Source organism: Bacillus salipaludis (assembly GCF_004358205.1).
The window spans coordinates 134,372-154,724 of sequence record NZ_SMYO01000010.1 but is presented as its reverse complement, the minus strand read 5'-3'; the positions used below and the strand labels follow the sequence as shown (position 1 = coordinate 154,724).

21 protein-coding genes are annotated in these 20,353 nt (G+C 37.0%); 15 read left to right on the top strand and 6 right to left on the bottom strand.

Annotated elements, in window-relative coordinates; genetic code table 11:
• Window positions 1-82: 82 nt before the first annotated feature.
• The 5 genes from E2K98_RS20730 (at window position 83) to glsA (ending at window position 4,449) form a co-directional block, all read left to right on the top strand.
• On the top strand, window positions 83-649 hold the full coding sequence (locus tag E2K98_RS20730; protein ID WP_133337501.1) for an RNA polymerase sigma factor: 567 nt from the start codon (window positions 83-85) through the stop codon (window positions 647-649).
• On the top strand, window positions 627-1,403 hold the full coding sequence (locus E2K98_RS20725) for a hypothetical protein (protein ID WP_133337499.1): 777 nt from the start codon (window positions 627-629) through the stop codon (window positions 1,401-1,403). Before E2K98_RS20730 ends, E2K98_RS20725 begins: the two co-directional genes overlap by 23 nt.
• Window positions 1,393-2,265, top strand: coding sequence for an ABC transporter ATP-binding protein (locus tag E2K98_RS20720; protein WP_133337497.1), 873 nt, complete (start codon window positions 1,393-1,395; stop codon window positions 2,263-2,265). Before E2K98_RS20725 ends, E2K98_RS20720 begins: the two co-directional genes overlap by 11 nt.
• The gene (locus tag E2K98_RS20715) at window positions 2,262-3,386 is read left to right on the top strand and encodes a hypothetical protein (RefSeq protein ID WP_133337495.1); all 1,125 of its coding nucleotides are present in this window, start codon (window positions 2,262-2,264) and stop codon (window positions 3,384-3,386) included. Before E2K98_RS20720 ends, E2K98_RS20715 begins: the two co-directional genes overlap by 4 nt.
• 133 nt (window positions 3,387-3,519) lie before the next feature.
• Window positions 3,520-4,449, top strand: coding sequence for a glutaminase A (gene glsA / locus E2K98_RS20710; protein WP_133337493.1), 930 nt, complete (start codon window positions 3,520-3,522; stop codon window positions 4,447-4,449).
• Window positions 4,450-4,489: 40 nt separating this feature from the next.
• On the opposite strand, the gene E2K98_RS20705 is transcribed toward glsA, so the two are convergent.
• Entirely contained in the window at window positions 4,490-5,017 is a 528-nt protein-coding gene (locus E2K98_RS20705; protein WP_133337491.1) for a GNAT family N-acetyltransferase, read from the bottom strand.
• Window positions 5,018-5,213: 196 nt separating this feature from the next.
• On the opposite strand from E2K98_RS20705, the gene cyoE reads away from it, so the two are divergent.
• From cyoE to E2K98_RS20670, 7 genes are all read left to right on the top strand, one after another.
• The gene (gene cyoE, locus E2K98_RS20700; protein ID WP_133337489.1) at window positions 5,214-6,119 is read left to right on the top strand and encodes a heme o synthase; all 906 of its coding nucleotides are present in this window, start codon (window positions 5,214-5,216) and stop codon (window positions 6,117-6,119) included.
• Window positions 6,120-6,765: 646 nt separating this feature from the next.
• Entirely contained in the window at window positions 6,766-6,903 is a 138-nt protein-coding gene (locus E2K98_RS20695) for a cytochrome c oxidase subunit 2A (RefSeq protein WP_133337487.1), read from the top strand.
• A gap of 12 nt (window positions 6,904-6,915) precedes the next feature.
• A complete protein-coding gene (locus tag E2K98_RS20690; RefSeq protein ID WP_133337485.1) occupies window positions 6,916-7,383 on the top strand; it encodes a cytochrome c oxidase subunit II in 468 nt (155 codons plus the stop codon).
• A 14-nt stretch (window positions 7,384-7,397) separates the two neighbouring features.
• Complete coding sequence (locus E2K98_RS20685; protein WP_133337483.1) at window positions 7,398-9,095, top strand: cbb3-type cytochrome c oxidase subunit I; 1,698 nt, start codon at window positions 7,398-7,400, stop codon at window positions 9,093-9,095.
• A gap of 102 nt (window positions 9,096-9,197) precedes the next feature.
• On the top strand, window positions 9,198-9,830 hold the full coding sequence (locus E2K98_RS20680; protein ID WP_133337481.1) for an SCO family protein: 633 nt from the start codon (window positions 9,198-9,200) through the stop codon (window positions 9,828-9,830).
• 3 nt (window positions 9,831-9,833) lie between these two features.
• A complete protein-coding gene (locus tag E2K98_RS20675; protein WP_133337479.1) occupies window positions 9,834-10,391 on the top strand; it encodes a hypothetical protein in 558 nt (185 codons plus the stop codon).
• Window positions 10,392-10,602: 211 nt separating this feature from the next.
• A complete protein-coding gene (locus tag E2K98_RS20670; protein ID WP_133337477.1) occupies window positions 10,603-11,673 on the top strand; it encodes a branched-chain amino acid aminotransferase in 1,071 nt (356 codons plus the stop codon).
• A gap of 101 nt (window positions 11,674-11,774) precedes the next feature.
• Here E2K98_RS20670 and E2K98_RS20665 read toward each other — a convergent pair whose 3' ends face one another.
• The 3 genes from E2K98_RS20665 to E2K98_RS20655 are packed head-to-tail and all read right to left on the bottom strand — an operon-like array spanning window position 11,775 to window position 15,367.
• Complete coding sequence (locus tag E2K98_RS20665; RefSeq protein ID WP_133337475.1) at window positions 11,775-12,860, bottom strand: GerAB/ArcD/ProY family transporter; 1,086 nt, start codon at window positions 12,858-12,860, stop codon at window positions 11,775-11,777.
• A 42-nt stretch (window positions 12,861-12,902) separates the two neighbouring features.
• Window positions 12,903-14,105, bottom strand: coding sequence for a Ger(x)C family spore germination protein (locus tag E2K98_RS20660; RefSeq protein ID WP_133337473.1), 1,203 nt, complete (start codon window positions 14,103-14,105; stop codon window positions 12,903-12,905).
• A gap of 38 nt (window positions 14,106-14,143) precedes the next feature.
• Window positions 14,144-15,367 carry a Ger(x)C family spore germination protein gene (locus E2K98_RS20655; RefSeq protein WP_133337471.1) on the bottom strand — a complete coding sequence of 408 codons (1,224 nt, stop codon included), beginning with the start codon at window positions 15,365-15,367 and terminating at the stop codon, window positions 14,144-14,146.
• A gap of 229 nt (window positions 15,368-15,596) precedes the next feature.
• Between E2K98_RS20655 and E2K98_RS20650 the strand changes: the two genes are divergently transcribed.
• Window positions 15,597-15,830 carry a hypothetical protein gene (locus E2K98_RS20650; protein WP_133337469.1) on the top strand — a complete coding sequence of 78 codons (234 nt, stop codon included), beginning with the start codon at window positions 15,597-15,599 and terminating at the stop codon, window positions 15,828-15,830.
• A 14-nt stretch (window positions 15,831-15,844) separates the two neighbouring features.
• Window positions 15,845-16,960, top strand: a complete 1,116-nt coding sequence (locus E2K98_RS20645) for a GerAB/ArcD/ProY family transporter (protein WP_133337467.1) — start codon at window positions 15,845-15,847, stop codon at window positions 16,958-16,960.
• A gap of 52 nt (window positions 16,961-17,012) precedes the next feature.
• On the opposite strand, the gene E2K98_RS20640 is transcribed toward E2K98_RS20645, so the two are convergent.
• Window positions 17,013-18,611: a spore germination protein gene (locus E2K98_RS20640; RefSeq protein ID WP_133337631.1), complete on the bottom strand. Its 1,599-nt coding sequence runs from the start codon at window positions 18,609-18,611 to the stop codon at window positions 17,013-17,015.
• A gap of 209 nt (window positions 18,612-18,820) precedes the next feature.
• Between E2K98_RS20640 and E2K98_RS20635 the strand changes: the two genes are divergently transcribed.
• Complete coding sequence (locus tag E2K98_RS20635) at window positions 18,821-19,936, top strand: GerAB/ArcD/ProY family transporter (RefSeq protein WP_133337465.1); 1,116 nt, start codon at window positions 18,821-18,823, stop codon at window positions 19,934-19,936.
• Window positions 19,937-20,091: 155 nt separating this feature from the next.
• On the opposite strand, the gene E2K98_RS31100 is transcribed toward E2K98_RS20635, so the two are convergent.
• Window positions 20,092-20,232 (bottom strand): hypothetical protein, encoded by a 141-nt coding sequence (locus E2K98_RS31100; protein ID WP_155925514.1) that lies wholly within the window; start codon window positions 20,230-20,232, stop codon window positions 20,092-20,094.
• Window positions 20,233-20,353: the final 121 nt, after the last annotated feature.

Sequence of the window (20,353 nt, the reverse complement as noted above, 5' to 3'; positions counted from 1 at the left end):
TATTTAATAGAAATGTGAAAAAGGTTTCGATTTCTTAAATCTTTTTTTAACTCAATTTCGTTACCTTATCGGAGGTGTAGAGATGACCGATTTAGAACTGATTGCTGAAGTGAAGAAGGGCAGCAGGTCTAGCCAGGAAATATTGGTGAGGCGACATTATAAGCTGGTCTATAGTTTTCTTTACCGAATGATGGGGGATAAGGAGCTGGCAAAAGATCTGACGCAAGAGACATTTATTAAACTCTTAAACAATATAACAAAATTTCAGCCATCCTCCGATTTTAAAAGCTGGCTTTTAACGGTAGCGAGTAATCATGCAAAGGACTTTTTAAAGAGCAAGGCTCATAAGGAAAGCCAAAATACCTATGAGTTGTATGAAAATGATGATACGAGAACTGTGAAAAGTGTTTCCTCTATATTTGAAAAAAATGAAAAGAGAAAAGAGATGAAGCGGGCACTTGAGACGCTTCCTGATTTCCAAAGAGAGGCGATCCTGCTTAAATACTACAATGAAATGAAGATTTCGGAGATTGCCGCAGTGACGAATACGAGCGTTCCAACCGTGAAATCTCGACTAAAGCAGGGTCTTAAGAAACTCGAACATTACTTGAAACGGGGTGACCTAGATGAACAACATCGAAATGGATAAGGAAATCAAGGAATTTCTCGATTCTTATAAAGTCGACTTCCCCAATGAGGAGGAAATGGAGGCATCGATTGAATATATCATGTCTAATGTTAAGCCGATTGAAACCAGGGCATTTGTTTTTCAAAAACGAGCAAGATCACTGATTGTTAACTGTACACGTGAAATGTTGAATTTCGGCTTGCTATTTTGGGGGCTTAATGGAATGTTTGTCCTGCTTGGCGTTATCAGCCTTATCCAGTTGAGGGCCAATCCATATATAACAGTATTTACTCTAGCTCCTTTGCCGTTTATTGTAGGGATATTCGAAATTCTGAAAAGTAAAGATGAAGGGTTAATCGAGCTTGAAATGACCTTAAAATACAATACTCAGCAAATCTTTGTTTCACGGCTTCTTGTGGTTGGGGGATTTAACTTACTGATTAATCTAACCATATCGTTCATTTCCTCCATTGTGAACCCGGATATTATTTATACAAGACTGCTTATGTCTTGGACGGTTCCTTTTGTTGCAGTATCAGGTCTTGCCTTTCTTTTTGCCATGAAAACAAAAGGGAATGTGGCAAGTGGAATTTTGCTTGCTGTTTGGTTTGCTGTTTGTTATGGAATGATGCAAGTTGAAGCGGTAAGGGAAATTCTTTTAAATATGAATATCCGGGAAATGATCGGAATTCTTCTAGTTGGAGTATTCCTTTGGGCATTCCAGATCATGAAAATAAAAAGAATGGAAATGAGAGGGGAAATCTATGAAACTTAAAATAAATAACCTATCCAAAGTATTTGGGGATAAACGAGCGGTAGATGGTGTCAGTGCAGAACTGACAAATGGAGTTTACGGATTTCTAGGAGCCAACGGGTCAGGTAAAACAACCTTGATGAGGATGCTCGCGACCGTATCGAGACCGACATCAGGAACGATTACATTTAACGGGGAAGATATCACAAAAATGGGTGACCGCTATCGTGATGTTCTTGGATATCTCCCGCAGCATATTGGTTATTACAGGAATTTTACCGTTGAAAAGTTTCTCTATTATATTGCCAGCCTAAAGGGAATTGAAAAAAATGAGGCGCAGCAAAGAGTAGCGGAGTTACTTGAGATTGTAAATCTGCATGATAAAAGAAAAGTGAAGATGGGGAAATTGTCTGGTGGGATGAAGCAGCGTGTCGGTATTGCCCAGGCGCTGCTAAATGACCCGAAAATATTGATTGTGGATGAACCGACGGCCGGGCTTGATCCGAAGGAAAGAATTCGTTTCCGCAATCTTCTAGCAAAAATCGCTAATGATCGGATTGTTCTTTTATCGACCCATATTGTGTCCGACATTGAGTACATTGCAAAGGAAATTCTGATTATGAAAAACGGACAGCTGATTAAAAAAGAAACGCCTCGAAATCTATTAGGTCAGATTCAGAATATCGTCTGGAGTGTTCCTGCAGAGGAGGCAGAAATACCATCCTTCCAGGAATCCTTTAAAGTGGGGAATATCGCAAGGAAACCAGAAGGAATTGAATTAAGAATTATTTCTGAGGAGAAACCGGCCGATGTCGCTGTCAATGTCCCTGTTAATCTAGAAGATCTATATCTCTATTATTTTGATGAGGGGGTGGGGGCATGAGTTTGCTTAAATGGGAGCTAATGAAGATTTTTAAACAAAAAAGTCTCTATATTATTGGGATTATTTTGTTTAGCTGGTTTACGATGATAGCCATGGATGTAGAGAATCCGAAAATGACACAGGAGGTCTATAAGAAGTGGGAGGGTCCGATTACAACCGAAAAGCTAGAAAAGGCGGAAAAGGTAAACCGTGAACTAACAGAATTTTTTTCGAAACAGCCTGCTCCTGATCAACGAAAATCTGCGGAATCTGCGGTTGTAGAAAATATCGTGTATAGCCAAAATATTAAAACAAGGATTAAGGAATGGAATCAGGATCTTAATAAATTAATCAAAGAGGCTCGTGAAAAAGGAAATACCTCCTTAGCTAACAAACTTGAACTTCAGAAAAAGATGTACAATGAAGTGAAATTAGACAGAATTTCTTATTCGGCTGCCCCGAGGGAAGCAATCGATTTTGTGAATGTTTTTGGGCTGATTATATCAGGGGTGTTCTTGTTAATTGGTTTATCCGGAATTTACTCGAATGAGCATTCTTCAGGAGTTGAAAATTATATCCTCAGCACAAAAAATGGCCGAGTGAAGACAATGAGGGCAAAGTTTTTGGCCGCATTTATTTTTGCTGCGGTGGTAGTTTTCAGCTGGGAGGGTTTTAATCTTATAATGAGAACCCTTATTTATGGAACAAAAGGTTGGGGCCTTCCAATTCAGTATTCGAATAAATACTTTACATCTCCTTGCAGCTTGACGTTTATGGAATATCACCTGATTCAAATTGGCATCCATTTACTTGCGGCCCTTGCTTTTGCAGGAGTGATGGTGCTTGTATCGACTCTATCAAAATCAACGGTTATTTCCTTTTTCGTCTCTGGATTCCTTTTCGGTGTACCACTTCTTACACAAAGTATAATGGATGTTGACTCGATATGGCTTAACAAGGTATTGATGTTCACCCTTACCAACATTATGAAGGTAGAAGATATGTATATGAATTTTGTTTCGGTGAACATTTTCGGGTTCCCTGTACTTGCTCCATATATCGGAATTATGGTGTCGGCCCTAACTCTTTCTCTATCCATCTTCCTCGCAAGATCTTTGATAAGGAAGAAGCAGATTGCATAATGGGGTCTCTGTTAAGGGGTCTGACCCCCATCGTTTTAACTGGTGGAGAGTTTTTCCGTTCGCATGCTGCCCATTTTTATTCTGTTTTTCATAATCGCCATATCATTTGCTCATACTACTATGGGTGATGGATATGCCATGTCAATCAAGTGACGAATTAAAGCTATTGGTAAAAGAAGCAAAAGTATGTACAAATTACGGTAAGGTTGCAGACTATATACCTGAGCTAGGAAAAGCGAACCCTAACGATTTGTCCATTGCGATTAACTATCCTGACGGAAGATGTATCTCAGCTGGAGATATAGATAAAAAGTTTACATTGCAAAGTATCTCGAAGGTTATTAGCCTAGCACTTGTTCTAATGGAAAGAGGCTCTCCTTATGTGTTTGAGCGGGTGGGGATGGAACCAACCGGAGACCCGTTCAATTCAATTGCAAAATTGGAGACGATGGCCCCAGCCAAACCGTTAAACCCAATGATCAACGCTGGGGCCCTTGTCGTGACACATATGATTAAAGGGGATACTGTAGAGGAGAGGTTTCATCGGCTATTAACATTTATCCGCGAATTGATCGGGGACGATACTATTGGCTATTGTGAGAGAGTAGCCCGTTCCGAATTTGAAACAGCTAATTTAAATCGTGCATTATGTTATTTCTTAAAGCAGCATAAAATCATTCAAGAGGATGTCGAGACATTACTCGATTTATACACAAAGCAGTGTGCCGTTGAAATGAACTGTTTGGATTTAGCAAGGATTGGAATGATTTTTGCGATGGATGGTGTCGATCCACTTACAGGGAAAAGGATTATGCCAGATGATGTTGCCCGTATTTGTAAAACCTTTATGGTAACGTGCGGAATGTATAATGCTTCAGGTGAATTCGCTATAAAAATTGGGATTCCCGCAAAAAGTGGTGTTTCCGGTGGGATCATGGGAGCTGTTCCAGGAAAATTTGGAATCGGAATTTTTGGTCCTGCATTGGATGAAAAAGGAAACAGCATTGCAGGGATCAGACTATTAGAACTTTTATCAAAAAATTATCGGTTGAGTATGTTTTAACAAAGGCATGGTGTAACCATGCCTTTGTTACTATCATATCCTAAGTATTTTTCAATACTGTAATAAACCCATCAAGAATTTGATGACTGATTTTGAAGCCTTTATTCTGGTAGAATTTTAAGGCATTGTCGTTTCCATTTGATACGAAGATAAACAAATCAGTGATGGAAGGAAAGGAATGCAACCAATCCATCGATTTTTTGAATAAAACGGAACCAATGCCCATATTCCGGTAGTCTTCTTTTATATAAAACTGTGAGAGACAGCCTACATCCTCATCTTTTATAGAATCAAGGTCAAAAAAGGTAGCAAAATCATTCGAATATGTTTCCTTTCGTGAAATATTGCAGTATACATATCCTACAATTTTCTCATCATCTTTAGCTGCCACAATATAGTTTGCTTTTGCATTTTTAACTGATGGGACCATCCTTGTTTCAAAATTCATACTATCAAACAGCTCAGTATGAATATAAGATTTAGATTTTTGAAAAGTCATTAATTCATTGCATAAATGTTTAATGCAACTAATATTATCTTCAGAAATAACTTCATAATGGATACCCATATTCATCTTCCTTTACTAATAATCTCTTGATCATTTTATCATATCCAAAGTCACAACATTGGAAAATGGTGGGGATGTTAGAAACAGAATATAGAGAGCCTTGAATTAAAATATGTTACTATGGAGGAGTGACTATTTATTTTAGCTTCGATTTTAATGTTAATTTCTTCCAACACTTACTAGAGGACGGTTTTAAATGAACACTATTTTAGCGAAAGAACGAAATACTTCTACTTTGTTTGCGGATTTAAGGTTGATTATAAAGGCACCGGTGTTAATCGCAAATGTACTTCCTGTTTTTACTGGGTTTTGGCTGGCACTTTATTTTACCAATGAATCATTAACCAATCATTGGGGGTTATTTTTACTAACCATGATTGGCAGCACATTGGTAATGGCCGGAGCGCTTATTATCAATAACTGGTATGATGTTGATATTGATTCTGTAATGGACAGAACGAAAAATCGTCCAACCGTAACGGGGCATTTTTCACTGAAAGCGGTACTGGCAATGGGAATCATTTTAACCGTACTTGGTTTAGCTCTTTTACTTTTTACCTCCATTGAAGCAGCTATTTGGGCATTTATCGGTTGGTTTACTTATGTTATCTTGTATACGATGTGGTCAAAACGGAAATATACGCTTAATACTGTAATTGGTGCTATTTCAGGTGCCGTTTCTCCAGTAATCGGCTGGACAACGATTGAAACTAGTTATCATATCGTACCGATTATTTTATTTCTGATTTTATTTATTTTTCAAATGCCGCATACCTTTGCAATTGCAATGAAGAAATATAATGAATATAAAGCAGCAGGCGTTGCGATGCTTCCTGTGGTTCGTGGATTTGAAATGACGAAGCGGCAAATTTTTGTTTATAGTGCCTGTTTGTTGCCATTGCCATTTTATTTAGGGTCGCTTGGCGTATCCTTTATTGTGATTGCCACACTGCTTAATTTAGGGTGGCTTGGTGTGAGTATTTCCGGGTTTTTCACTAAAAATGACCATAAATGGGCTCATTTCGTATTTCTTTATTCAGTCAATTATATAACGATCATGTATCTCTTAATGATTATTGTGACATTGCCGATATTTAAGTAAAGAAAAGGTCTTATCAATTTATATTGATAGGGCCTTTTTGTTGTGAGATGGAAAGTTAGTGGTTTAATTGCCCTGCGGATAGGAATATTCACTTATACGGGAATCAAGAGCAGTCCTCGGTGCCCGTGGATGCTTAAATTTCACAGACATGGGAATCAAGAGTTTTTCTTGATGCCCGTGACCTCTTAAATTTCACTAACATGGGAATCAAGAGCCGTCCTCGGTGCCCGTGGAAGCTTGAATTTCACAGACATGGGAATCAAGAGTCTTTCTAGATGCCCGAGACCTCTTAAATTTCACTAACATGGGAATCAAGAGCCGCCCCCTGTGATCAGGACAAAAAACGTGTTAAAAAAGTCCTCCAACGATCTTCAAAATTATTGTTCATCAATTTGTCAATTTTGCAAACGAGAACCAATTTACTTTTCTTTTAATAATATTATCACCTTAAAAAGTCTTAAAAACGTGTAATAACGCGGCTTTGGTCTACCCCGGTTAAAGAGAATAAATATCCTCGAAAATTAAAAAATCCCCTCATTTTTCCAAGCTAGCTGAGAATTACAATCAATGTGTGATTCAACTCATATCTGTAAAATGAATTCCAAACTAAGATGTATGTAAGAAAACAAAAAGGGGTTGATTTTAGGTGGGAGTTAAAAAAGTTAACCAGAAAAAAGAGCAGGAGGCACCACTAAAAGGAACATGGATTTCCGTTGGTGTCGTTGGAGTGGTCATTCTTGCAACTTATTTACTATTATATGGGCTCTATATGTCCAGAGTATAAGGGGTGAAAAAAATGAAGATGCATCTTGATGAAAAAATATGGCTTACCTTAAGCTTCGGAATGATAATGATTTTTATGTTAATTACCGGATATCAAGCATTTGCCTTGGAAATGGGACCACCAAGTAATATGGAAACGATTGACCCTCAAAAAGTAGATCAAACAGCGCCATTCGATAAACCGGGTATTAAGCAAATAGGCGAAAAAGAATACGAAGTCGTAATGACGTTACAAGCTTTTAGCTTTAATTCTGGAAATATCGAAGTACCTGCTGGATCTACTGTACATTTTACCCTAACCTCAAAAGATGTGGTTCACGGATTCGAAGTGGCAGAAACAAACTTAAACACAATGATTGTACCGGGACATATTCAAAAAATCTCACAAAAATTTGAAAAACCGGGTACCTATTTAGTTTTATGTAATGAGTATTGTGGAGCCGGCCACCAAATGATGAGTACAACGATTAAGGTGAAATAAAGGAGGGAAGTAAAGTGGAAACAGGGATACCGCAAACTGGATATTCAAAAACAGTAAATGGAAAAATTAACAAAGTAATGGGGATTAGCCTTGAGGATGCAAGGCTGTCAAAATCATATATATTTGTCGCGTTTGCTGCAATACTTCTCGGTGGTATTTTAGGACTTGTACAAGGACTGAATCGTGCAGGACTACTGGAATTGCCATCATGGGTGAACTATTATCAAGTTTTAACCGCACATGGATTATTATTAGTAGTTGTTTTAACAGCATTCTTTACCATTGGCTATTTCTATGCAGCACTATCACATAACTTAGGCGGGCTTCTGCCGAAAGTAAGAATGATGGCCTGGATTGGCTTTGGATTGAAAATTATTGGATTTGTTTTAGCTGTTATTCCGATCATCATGGGCGATGCATCTGTCATGTACACCTTCTATCCTCCAATGGCGGCTGCACCAATGTTTTATATTGGATTAGCATTAATTGTTGTAGGCGTTTGGACGTGCGCATTTGGAGCCTTTATCCAAGTGGCTAATTGGAGAAAGAATCACAAAGGACAGCATGTTCCCATTCTTTCATACTTTGCAACGGGAGTTTTCGTTCTTTTATTCTTTGGTACCCTGCCAGTAGCGATCGAAGTAATCGTCATGATTATCCCTTGGTCATTCGGATGGGTTAAGACGATTAACGTTATGGTGGCTCGTACACTCTTCTGGGCATTTGGACACACATTGGTGAACATCTGGTATTTAACTGCAACTTCTGCATGGTATGTCTGTGTTCCGAAAATTATCGGCGGTAAACGCTGGAGTGACGTATTAACCCGTGTTGTTATAATTGCATTAGTCATCATGAATATTACCGGTGGATTCCACCATCAAATTGTTGACCCTGGTATTAAAGAATCCATTAAATTCATGCACGTATTTATGAGTTTAGCAATTGGATTCCCATCTTTAATGACTGCATTCGCATTGTTTGCGGTATTTGAACGTACTGCAAGAAAGAAAGGCGGAAAAGGACTAGTTGGCTGGTATAAAATGATGCCTTGGAAAGATGTTCGCTTCCTTGCTCCATTTATCGCGATGGTTGCCTTTATTCCAGCTGGTGCTGGGGGAATTGCCCAAAGCACAAACCAGTTAGACCAAGTAGTTCATAATACAATGTGGATCGTAGGACACTTCCACTTAACTCTCGGAATGTCTGTTGTCATGACTTTCTTTGGCATTAGTTATTGGTTAGTTCCATATATCTCAAAACGTGTTCTAACTCCGCAAATCAATCGATTAGGCTTGATCCAAACTTGGGTTTGGACCATTGGAATGGTTTGTATGTCAGGAGCCATGCACTGGGTAGGTTTACTCGGTTCTCCACGGAGAACTTCTTTTACGACCTATGGTGACAATGCAACAGCATTAAGCTGGAGCCCGTATCTGCTTTTCTTGGCAATTGGCGGAACATTGTTAATGATTGGTGTTATTCTCCAAGTAGTTGCCGTATTTAATATGATGTTCTTGGCGCCAAAAGGTGAAACTGAATTTCCAATTGCCGAAGAGGAAGAAAACGCAACTAAAACCCCTTATATAACAGAGCGTTGGGGACTATGGATTGTCATCATGCTAATTGTTGTTGCGATGGCCTATGTCATCCCGTTAACTGAATTTATTGTAAACGCACCTCCGGGTTCACCACCATTTAGAACTTGGTAAAAAGCAGGTTGAAAAAGAGATAGCTCGAGGGTTGGGCTATCTCTTTCTACTCTATCGGAAAAAGCACAAAGGTAAAAACAAAAGGTTTGGGAAGTGATCTCCGTGATCAAGCATTGGCATAGTAAAGTAGCAGTTTCTATTGTTATCATATTTGGTTTTGTTTTGTTCTACGCAGGTACAGATGGGTTTCATGCATTTACTGCCGAAACAGCAAGAATAAATAAACTAATCGAAAATAAACCGAAATTCCCCAATGTTACCTTAGAGGATAGCAATGGAAGGAAATATTCAATTTCTGAATTTGAAGGAAAATATGTATTTATTACATTTTTATATACATCATGTACGAGTGTTTGTCCGCAATTAGAAATGAACATGTCTCAGGTTTATCAAAAGCTGCCGAAGAAATATATCGGTCGGGACATTGTTTTCTTAAGTATCAGTTTTGATCCAACAAGGGATGACCCTGCTGCCTTGGACAGATATAAGAACGCCTTTCATAGTGATGGGGAAACATGGAGGATGGCGAGAATTCCAAACAAGGCGGAGCTGGATGCCTTGTTAAAAGAGTTTGGAGTGATTGTCATTCCTGATGGAAAGGGGAATTTTACTCATAATACTGCATTTTACTTAGTGGATCCGAAGGGCAGTTTAGTCAATGTAATGGATTTTAAAAAAATTAATGAAGCAGCAAGAACACTTGAAAACATACTTGAAAATAAAACGGGGGAGTAATCAATGAAACAGTTTATTTATGGTTTGCTTTTATATATAACCTTAATGATTCCCCCTGTTGCTCATTTTTTAGAGTCGATTATGATTGTCCATATGCATATGCAAATGCCGCTTTTGGTCTTTTCAGGATTTTTAATGGCACGATTATTTCAAATAAAATTCCCTCGTTTTTTTGAAAAGTGGAATGGCAATGGTATTCCGGGAATTATGTTATTTTTAATCGTTGCTGTTTATTGGACGATCCCGAAAACCATGGATGAAACCTTAACAATCCAGAGCGCTGAAATATTTAAATTTATCAGTTTGCCATTCATTGGAGGAATCTCGCTTCGTGATAGTTGGAAAAAACTTAGTGTGATGGGAAAAAACACTGTTATTATCATTTTTACTGTTAAATATTTTGGCATGGGTTTGTTATATATTGAAACACCCGTGCAAGTATGTAATAACTATTTGATTATTGATCAGTTAACTCTTGGCTGGGGATTTTTGACAACGGCCATTTGCTTAGTCATCTATTTAATCTACACCGCTGTGATTGATCGTTCGAAATATGAGTAAAATAGGGAGAAGAATTTAATTTCTCACGTATTTATGGAGTGTGTCTGCTCTTTTTTCTTTTTCCAAAAACTATTAATTTTAGTTTGATTTATTTTTTAACACGAAATGAATTAAATGTTGTAAAATAGTCATAAGATTATCATTATTATGTAAATATAATTCATGATAAAAGATTAATGGTAGGATAGGAACCTGGATAGGAGATAGGAAGATGAAAGAATTACAAATTGAAGTTACACTTAGTTCAACAAGAAAACAAAAACCAGACTTTGACAACCTTGTGTTTGGAACGGTCTTTACGGACCATATGTTTGTCTGGGACTACACAGAGGGAACGGGCTGGCATGATCCGCAAATTATTCCTTATCAACCAATCACTCTCGATCCTGCGGCAATGGTTTTTCATTATGGTCAAACAGTTTTTGAAGGACTAAAAGCCTATTTAACAAAAGATGAGCAGGTTTTGTTATTCAGACCTGATGAAAATATGAAAAGGTTAAATCGTTCAAATGACCGATTATGCATGCCGTCAATTGATGAGGAATTGGCATTAAGCGCATTAAAGCAATTGATCAGCATTGACCGGGAGTGGATTCCTGGGGTTGAAGGCACATCCCTTTATGTTCGTCCATTTATGATTGCAATAGAACCACATCTTGGGGTTTCACCTTCCAAAAATTACCGATTTATGATTATTCTTTCACCAGTAGGTGCTTATTATAAAGAAGGAATTAACCCGGTTAAAATTGCGGTTGAAAGTGAGTATGTTCGTGCAGTAAAAGGTGGAACAGGGAATGCGAAAACAGCTGGTAACTATGCAAGCAGTTTAAAGGCTGGAGAAATTGCTTATCAGAATGGATACTCCCAGGTGCTTTGGCTGGACGGGAAAGAACAGCGCTACATTGAAGAAGTCGGAAGTATGAATATCTTCTTTAAAATCAATGGAGAGGTTGTTACCCCTGAATTAAATGGCAGCATTTTAGAAGGAATCACTAGAAAATCAATTATTGAGCTTTTAAAATATTGGAATGTACCGGTGGTTGAACGGAAAATTTCAATCGAGGAAATTCAGCAGGCATGTCATGAAGGTACTCTAGAGGAAGCTTTCGGGACAGGAACAGCAGCTGTTATTTCACCAATTGGGGAACTACTATGGAAAAACGAAAAAATGATTGTTAATAATGGTGAAATCGGTACATTATCTCAAAAACTATATGATTCCTTAACCGGAATTCAAAATGGAACTGAACCTGACCCATTTGGCTGGACAGTTAGAGTATAAGCGTAATTATTTCTAAATTTAAAGAAAGGCATCCGCGGTAAATTTGCGGATGCCTTTTGAGTATATCGATGTAAGCAAATGTGGTAAACGAATAAGTGGAACTAGCGCTTTTTTCTAACCATTCCCACGACCAGCAATAATAGCGGAATAAAAAGACCAAAAGGGAGGGAAAATGCTGTCCACCATTCAGCTTGCTGATCTGACTCAACAATATTCTTATTGACAATAAGGGAGAGAATAAGCGTGATGAACCCTAGTGGAAAAGTTAAACATTTAAATTCTTTAAGTTTTAAAATTTGACCCATACATAAAACCGATGCATAAAAATAAAGTGTGATTTTAATATAAGTTGTCGTGAACCATATGAATGCCATAACTGCTTCAATACGCTGCCAAATGCCGCCAATATTGATTTTTAGTGCTAGGACATAACTTACAAATTGCTGACTTTCAGAAAAATAAGTTCCAAGGCACAAAATACTAACCATTGTAACCAGTGACAACACACTTCCACCTATTACTGTTCCAAGCATAAAGGACTTTTTTGCGATTGTTGTTTGGTTTACAGCAGGGAAGACCATTAAAAACAACACTAATTGCAAATAAGGTGTTCCAAGGGATTTAATTGCTGTTCCTATTACAGGCTTCATTCCATTTCCTAATATTGGCTGTAATTGCTGGAATTGAAACATCGGGAAAATTGAAATGATGAAGATAATAAAAAGTAACAAAATAAATGGAAAGAAAATTTCAAAAGCGCGTGAAAAAGGTTCAAGTCCATAACGGACGCCCATTATAATAATGATGATAAAAAGAAAATGAATCGCAAGAATAGGGGTATCCGGCAGGATCTGTATGATAACGAAATCACCGATCTGTCGAACAAAATTGGCAGTACTAAGAAAAAAATAAGTAAAATAGAGAAGAGAAATGATTTTTCCAAGCGGTTTTCCAAATATTTTTTCGCTATACTCAGCAAGGTTCATCGTTGGAAAACGACTTCCTAGTGTATTGAATAGTAATACCAGTAATAGTCCCAAACCGACCGCAAGAATATTTGCTAGCCATGCATCTTGTTTCGCACTATGTATAAGCCCGGATGGGACATACAAAATACTGCCGCCGACGATAAATGATGCAACCATTATTGTAAATTGATGAGGTGAAATTTTACCCTTCTCAAGCATACTTGTTCCTCACTTTTCCATCGGGGTAGAACCCTTTAAGACCTATTTATTTTCCATTTTATTAAGAGGAGAATTATTGATTGTACCAGTTTGCCGGATCGTCATATCAACTTTGACGGTTACAGGCATCTGTGAAAACGTTTGGTCCCAATCCTTTTTATATTTTGCCCAATCATTCGGTGAAGAACGATTGAGCGCTTCACCGAATCCGAAAATATCCGATTGATAGTCTTTTTGAAGATGGTGTATTGCCTTTTCAATGATTTTAGTAAGCTCTTTTTCTGATTCTTTTTCTATATAGGAAATTGATTTTGGATTGGTTAAATCTAAGCCCTGACATTCAACTTCGGCAACATTTCCTTGTATTTTAGCCTGTACAAACCCATGTGGCTCTCCCTTAATCATCTCTGTCTTTAGTTTGGATTTTGTGTGAACCACCTCAATTACTACTTTTCCACCTTGTGGGCATTTTATATATCCAACGCTGCTCTTCACTTTTCCTAAGGCGAAATGGACGGCTCTACCTTCTCTTTCATTCATCCATCCAATCAGTTTATCATGTTTAAATACCGCCATTCCTTTATATTGTAGAATGCTTTTTGGTTTTGTCTGATCTAAATTAGTATTCATTTCACCTTCATGTACGTTTCCTTTTATTTGTATACCAGTTAATACAGGGTTAATCCCTTCGCTTACCATGTTAGAGGTTAGCTTATCTAATGTAATCCCCTCGGTTGGAGCCCATGAGTTCGCTGATGTCTGGAGAGAAGCAAATAAACTATTCGCTGGAATTTTTTCTAATGGGGTTAATATTTTTAAAACATCTGCTGCCTTAGAATTCTTGGATACGGTAATATAAAAATCATTTCGTATTTCTGAATTTCTTAAAAGAAAGTCTATCATTTCGCCAATCCCTTCTTTTGCTAATTCTTCTCCGAAGACAAGAATTCGTAAGTGGGCAAAATAAAGCTTTCTCGGGGCAACAGTTGTCACTTTTCTTACTGCTTCAAATAATGTTTCTCCCTTGCCTTGATAAACGACCACTGGAGCTTTTCCGCTGCCGCCTTGTTTAGATGCAATTTCACTTGGATTCACTACTTGAGCCGTTATAATATATTGCTCATTATCTTTATCAATTCCCAATCCTAATAAAATGGAAAGTTCATTTAATTCTCTGCGGTTCCAACAACCAGTAAGGAGGATAAAAGAGCAGAAAAAAATGGTCATAAGGATTTTTCGTTCCATATAAATCCTCCAATCTCAATCAAAGATTCATAAGCAAATCATTCATATAAAGTAGCAGGTTTGTCCTTAATTTTATTTAGAGGAGAGTTTTTAATCATTCCTATGTCATGTAATTTTACCGTTACTTCTATCTCGACAGGCATGGTTTCAAAGATTTGTATCCAATCATTTTTGATTAAATGCCAGTAATCCGGGTTGGAACGACGGGCGGCTTCACCAAAACCAAATGGATCTATTTTATATTTCTTTTGTGAAGCATTTAAAGCCTTTTGAATGTTTTGTTGAATTCTTTTCTCTGTATTTATTTCTAAATGACTGATTGTCTCTGGTTTGGTTAAATCCAGTGTCTTACACTGTACATTCCCAACATAACCTTCTGCCTTTATCTTTATCATTCCATATGGCTTGTGGTCTAAAGTCTTTGTTTTTAAATCAGCTTTTGTACGAATTAATTCAATGTCTGCCTTCCCTTTTTGGGGACAGGGTATGGTTACAACAGTATCTTTAACATTCCCTAAAGCATAGTTAAGGCCTTTGCTTTCGTTATCATTTAACCAGCCAATTAATTTATCCTTGCGGAATACACCAATCGCATCATATTGCAAAAATGCAGCTGGTTTAGATTGTTGTGTATTCTCTAATTTTTCTCCTGTTTGAACATTTCCTTTAAGCATAATTCCAGTTAACTTAGCATTCATGCCTTCACTTAATATATCGTAAATCAATTGATCCAGCGTGATTGGCAGGGTTGGTGCCCATTCTTTTTCCGATGTAAGAAGCGATTCAAATAATTGTTGGACTGGTATTTTTTCCATGGTAGTTACGATTTTTAAGATATCGCCTGCTTTATTATTTTTAGCTACTGCAATATAAAAATCTGTTCGCATCTCTGGATCCCTTGATAAAAAGTCTAATGTTTTCCCGATCCCTTTTTTTGCCAATTCCTCTCCAAACACGAGAAGCCGAAGATGGGAAAAATATAGTTTTCTTGGTGAAACTGTAGTTATTCTCCTAATTGCCTCGAACAATGTATTCCCCTTTTCTTGATAAACAACTACGGGTGAGTTTCCACTTTTGCCTTGTGATTCAGCAATTTCTCCAGGATTAACGACTTGTGCAGTCACGATAAATTTACCATCTTCTATATCAATCCCCATTCCAAACACAATGGCTAGTTCATTTAATTCTTTTCGGTTCCAACATGAAGTAAGGACAAGAAGAGAGCAGATGGATAGGATGATAAAAAAGAAGTTTCGGTTCATGCCCATACTCCTTTAGGCTTTTAAGGCTAGTTATATACTCCCCAAAAAATGGCTGTTTAAGCAATTGAAAATAGTAATAATTTTTGTGCTTCGACAAACCGTCTAAAATAGATTAGAACAATTTGTTAAGTATTCGAATAGTAAAGAATGGTTCAGTAAAGAATTGGATATTTTAATAAGAATATTGGGAAGATCCAGTGATGGAATTTAAATAGAAGGAGTCCTCCGAATGCTAGGTGTTGCAGGAACAATAGTGGCAGCGATTATGATGATTGCTTTTGAACTTCCTAACTTGAGAAAAAACAAGTTAACGAAAGAATTATGGGTATTTTCTATTTTAATGCTGATTGCTGTTGGATTAGGTATAGCACAAAGTTTAGATTTACACATTCCGAATCCACTTATTGGAATTACGTATATTTTTAAACCATTTAGTGATTTTATATACGGATTTCTGAAATAGGTATAGTAAAGAATATGGTGACCAATCTTAAAATTAGTGTACGGCAATTTAGAATATTAGTAATTTTATTTTCTATAGGCACTACCATCTTTGTGATGCCTGGTAGTCTTGCACAAGAGGTCAAACAAGATGCTTGGATTGCTGCTATAATCGGTACAGCGATTGGTTTTTTGACGGTGGCTTTATATATCGCTATTGGGAGAATGTTCCCGACGATGACTCTAGTTGAAATCATTGAAAAACTTCTCGGCAAATGGTTAGGTAAGGCCATTTCTCTTATGTTTGTTATCTTTTCATTTATCAACGCCGCAGATTTATTGTATTATGCTGGAACTTTCTTAACGACTCAGATTATCCCAGAGACGCCACACGTGTCAATCCATATTTTATTCGCATGCATCTTAATCATGGGCATTCGACTAGGCCTTGAAACGTTGGCTCGTTCTGCAGAATTGTTCTTTCCTTTATTTATGTTTTTATTCGTATTATTAGTGGTTTCATTAATATTAACGCCTGATTTATGGGAGTTTAAAAACATTCAACCTATATTGAAAACAGGAATAAAACCGATGATCCGTGCTGTATTTCTTTTTATAAGTATTTTCTCTTTACCTTTGATTGTATTATTGATGATTTTCCCTATTTCAGTGAATCAACAAAAGAAAGCTGAAAAAAACTTTTATATTGCACTATTCATAGCAGGAGTCTGTTTAATTATCCTTACAACATTAACGATTTTAGTTTTAGGTCCTGAAAATAGTTCGAGACAAATGTTCCCCAGTTATTCTTTAGCTAGGAGGATAAATGTAGGGGATTTTTTGCAAAGGATTGAAGCCATATTAGCGATTATGTGGTTAATAACGATTTTTTTTAAGATGACGATTTATTTCTACGCATCTATTATAGGTTTTGTTCAAATATTGAACATCAAAGATTATCGGCCATTTACGTTACCCTTAGGGATGATTTTGGTTGTGATGTCCTTGTTTTTATATCCTAATGTTACCCGCTACGCCGCATTTGGCAATTATATTTGGCCGCTATATGCCTCAACGTACGGATTGGTTCTTCCTTTACTCTTATTAACAATAAATGCAATAAGGAAGTTAATAAATCTGGATAAAAAATGATAAAGCTGCCTTTTCGGAGAAAAGGCAGCTTTATCATTTTATGACCATCTACTTAATTTGAGTCAGGTTTAGGTGCAGGGGTATCTTCACGTCTTATATTGGTTTGACTTATTAATTTAGGCCGTTTTGACATTGCCCATCTTGGGAAGCGGAAAATGGCATCCTTTTGATCGTCTTTAATGAAGGGACCGAACGGTGCCATATAAGGTATTCCAAAAGAACGTAAACTGCACATATGAAGAACCAAGGCAATCAATCCTACTATGATTCCAAATAAACCAAATGATGCAGCGAGTCCCATGAAAGGGAAGCGTAACATTCTGATTGCAATAGCTAATTCATAATTACTAACAATAAAGCTGGATATGGCCGTAATGGCGACAACAATTACCATGGCAGCAGACACAAATCCTGCTTCAACAGCTGCCGAACCAATGACAAGTGTTCCGACGATGGATACTGCTTGGCCGATCGCTTTCGGCATTCTTAGCCCTGCTTCACGTAATATTTCAAAGCTGACCTCCATTGCGAGTGCTTCAATAAAGGCTGGAAAGGGGACACCTTCCCGCTGGGCAGCAAGAGTAATGAGTAATTGCGTTGGCAGCATTTCTTGATGAAAGGTGGTAATAGCAATATAAAAGGAAGGTGCTAATAATGCGATAAAAAAACCGACATAACGAAGGATCCTAAGAAGTGTAGTAATATCCGCCCGGTTATAATAATCCTCAGGTGACTGTAAAAACTGTGCGAACATGACAGGAACTGTCATCACAAAAGGTGTGCCATCAACTAGAATGGCAATACGACCCTCTAACAGATCGGCGGCGATGGCATCAGGTCGTTCTGAATGGTACATGGTAGGAAAAGGTGACCATTTCGCATCCTGAATTAATTCTTCAATATAGCCGGTCTCTAAAATACTATCGATCTTAATTCGATCAAGCCGTCTGCGGACTTCCTCGACAATTTTTTCATTTACAATTCCTTTTATATACATGATGGATAGGTTTGTTTTTGATACTTTTCCAATTTTTCTGGATTCAATCCATAGATTGTGGTCTCTAATTTTCCGTCGTAATAATGAAGTGTTAACCCGTATATTTTCTGTAAATCCTTCCCGGGGTCCTCTGATTGTCGTTTCTGTCGTAGGTTCCTCAACTGACCGTTCTTTTCCCCCTTTCATTTCAATTGCGAACCCTTGGGTATATCCATTAAATAAAAGAATGACTTTACCATTTAAAAGCGAATCCAGCAGATTCGTAAAATCATCTATATCTTGAATGTCTCCGACTGTTAAAACCATTTCTTTTAAATAGGTTAAAAGGTTTTCTTCAGTGAAGGGTTCTGATTGTCTATCTGTTGTTCGCAAATCAATCATTAACGATTCCATAATGAAATTTTGAATGGATTGACTATCAATCAAACCGTCTGTAAAAACGATGCAAGCACGAATCTTTCCTTCCTTACCAATTCTGATTTCCCTCATAATAATATCGTCACTGTTTCCAAACAATTCTTTAATTCTTCGGATGTTATCCAATAAACCAGGCTCTAAAGGTTTTTCTTCAGGTTGTTTAGGTTGAATTTTTTGTTCTGTTGCTTTTTTCTGTAAATCTTTCCACTTGTCCTTAAACGACTTTTTGCCTTTCATTTTTAAATAATTCAAAGTTTTTTCCCTCATATTTCTGCTATATTTAAGGTTATTATTTCCACTTGAATGAGGCATATTCTATTTATAAAAGGATAATTTGGATTCCATATTTATAAAAATATGAAGGAATGAAGAGGTTTAATTTACCAGGGAATAGTTGAAAATAATAAATGTAAATTGGTTGCACGAGTAGGGAAGGATTTAACCATATGGAAAATGCGAAGATTGATTCAAAGCAATTGTTTTCTCTCATGTTTTTATTTCAATTAGGAACGGGAATTGTTACAAGAATGGGGATGCAAGCGAAACAAGATGCTTGGATATCAATCTTTATTGGCATGTTCGGAGCACTCATTCTATTTTTCTTGGTATACCTACAGATATTTAAACAGTATCCTACTCTTCCTTTTACAGGAATTTTAGTAAAAGTATTTAGTAAATATATTGGGATTCCTTTAAGTTTGGTTTATATTAGCTATTTTTTCTTTGTAGCCTCAGTTAATGCGCGGCATTTAGGGGATACAATGGGAACTTATATATTACCGGATACCCCGGTTCCTGTTATTGTTTTCATCAGTCTCGTCCTGGTTTCTTATGCCTGCTATTTAGGAATTGAAGTTATAGGGAGAACGGCGGAGATATTATTTGCTGCAATGGTTGTTTTTGGCTTAACTGGTAATTTTACTGTGGTGGCTTCCAGTATTATAAAACTTAAGAACTTGCAGCCCATTTTAGAATTCGGCTGGCTGCCAGTTCTAAAGCACTCAGTCACATTAATGATTTTTTTCCCATTTGGGGAAATTTTCCTCTTCCTTATGTTTTTCCCTTATTTAAATAAGCCTGATTTGGTGAAAAGATCTGGTTTATTGTCTATTTTTTTAAGTGGTTTAGGTCTTTCTTGGACCTTTCTCCTGATCATTAGTGTAATAGGTATTGGAGCACAAGCTGTTGAAATCCCGTTGCTTAGTGCAGTTGAAAAGATTAATGTTGGTCATATTATCCAGAGGATGGACTCCATCGTGGTTGGGACATTTGCTGTCGGATTTTTCATTAAAATCATTCTCTATGTTTACGCAGTAGTGATTGGGTTAACAGATATTTTTAAATTTAAACGATATCAGCCCTTGATTTTTCCCGTAGTTTCCCTCATCTTTATTTACTCTTTGGTATGGGCGAACAATAAAGTTACTTATCAAGGATTTTTTTATAATAAAATGCCTTACTTAATTGGGTTCCCTCTTTTAGTTGGAATGCCCGTCATTGTACTGATAATGATAGTAGTTCGTAACTATTTTGGTACATCACGAGCTAATATACCAAAGTAGCATAAATGTAAGTTAAAAAGGATAGATAAATGATGTCGATTAATTGGTTGAGTTATTGGCGGCTTCAGTGTTTGGATCTATCTTAACATGATGGCTGATTCCCAAAAACGGGAATCAGCCGTTTTTCATTCTTGAGATCTTGTAGTAAGGAACTTCTACTCTCCCTGAATAGAGTTTAGAAAAGCCTGGATGACATTAGAATCTGGGTCAACAAGAAAAATTGGAAGACAAACAAGGACGAATAATAAAAGGACATTGGAACCGACTACAATTTGAACCATTTTTTTTGCGTTCATTTTATTTTCCCTTCCCTTTTTAAATTTTTAACCGCCATTTTTACTTTCCAATTTTTAATTATTGACTTTCACCTCCATGAAAGAATGCTTTCCCAAAATAGGCTTGAAGTTATCTCTTTCT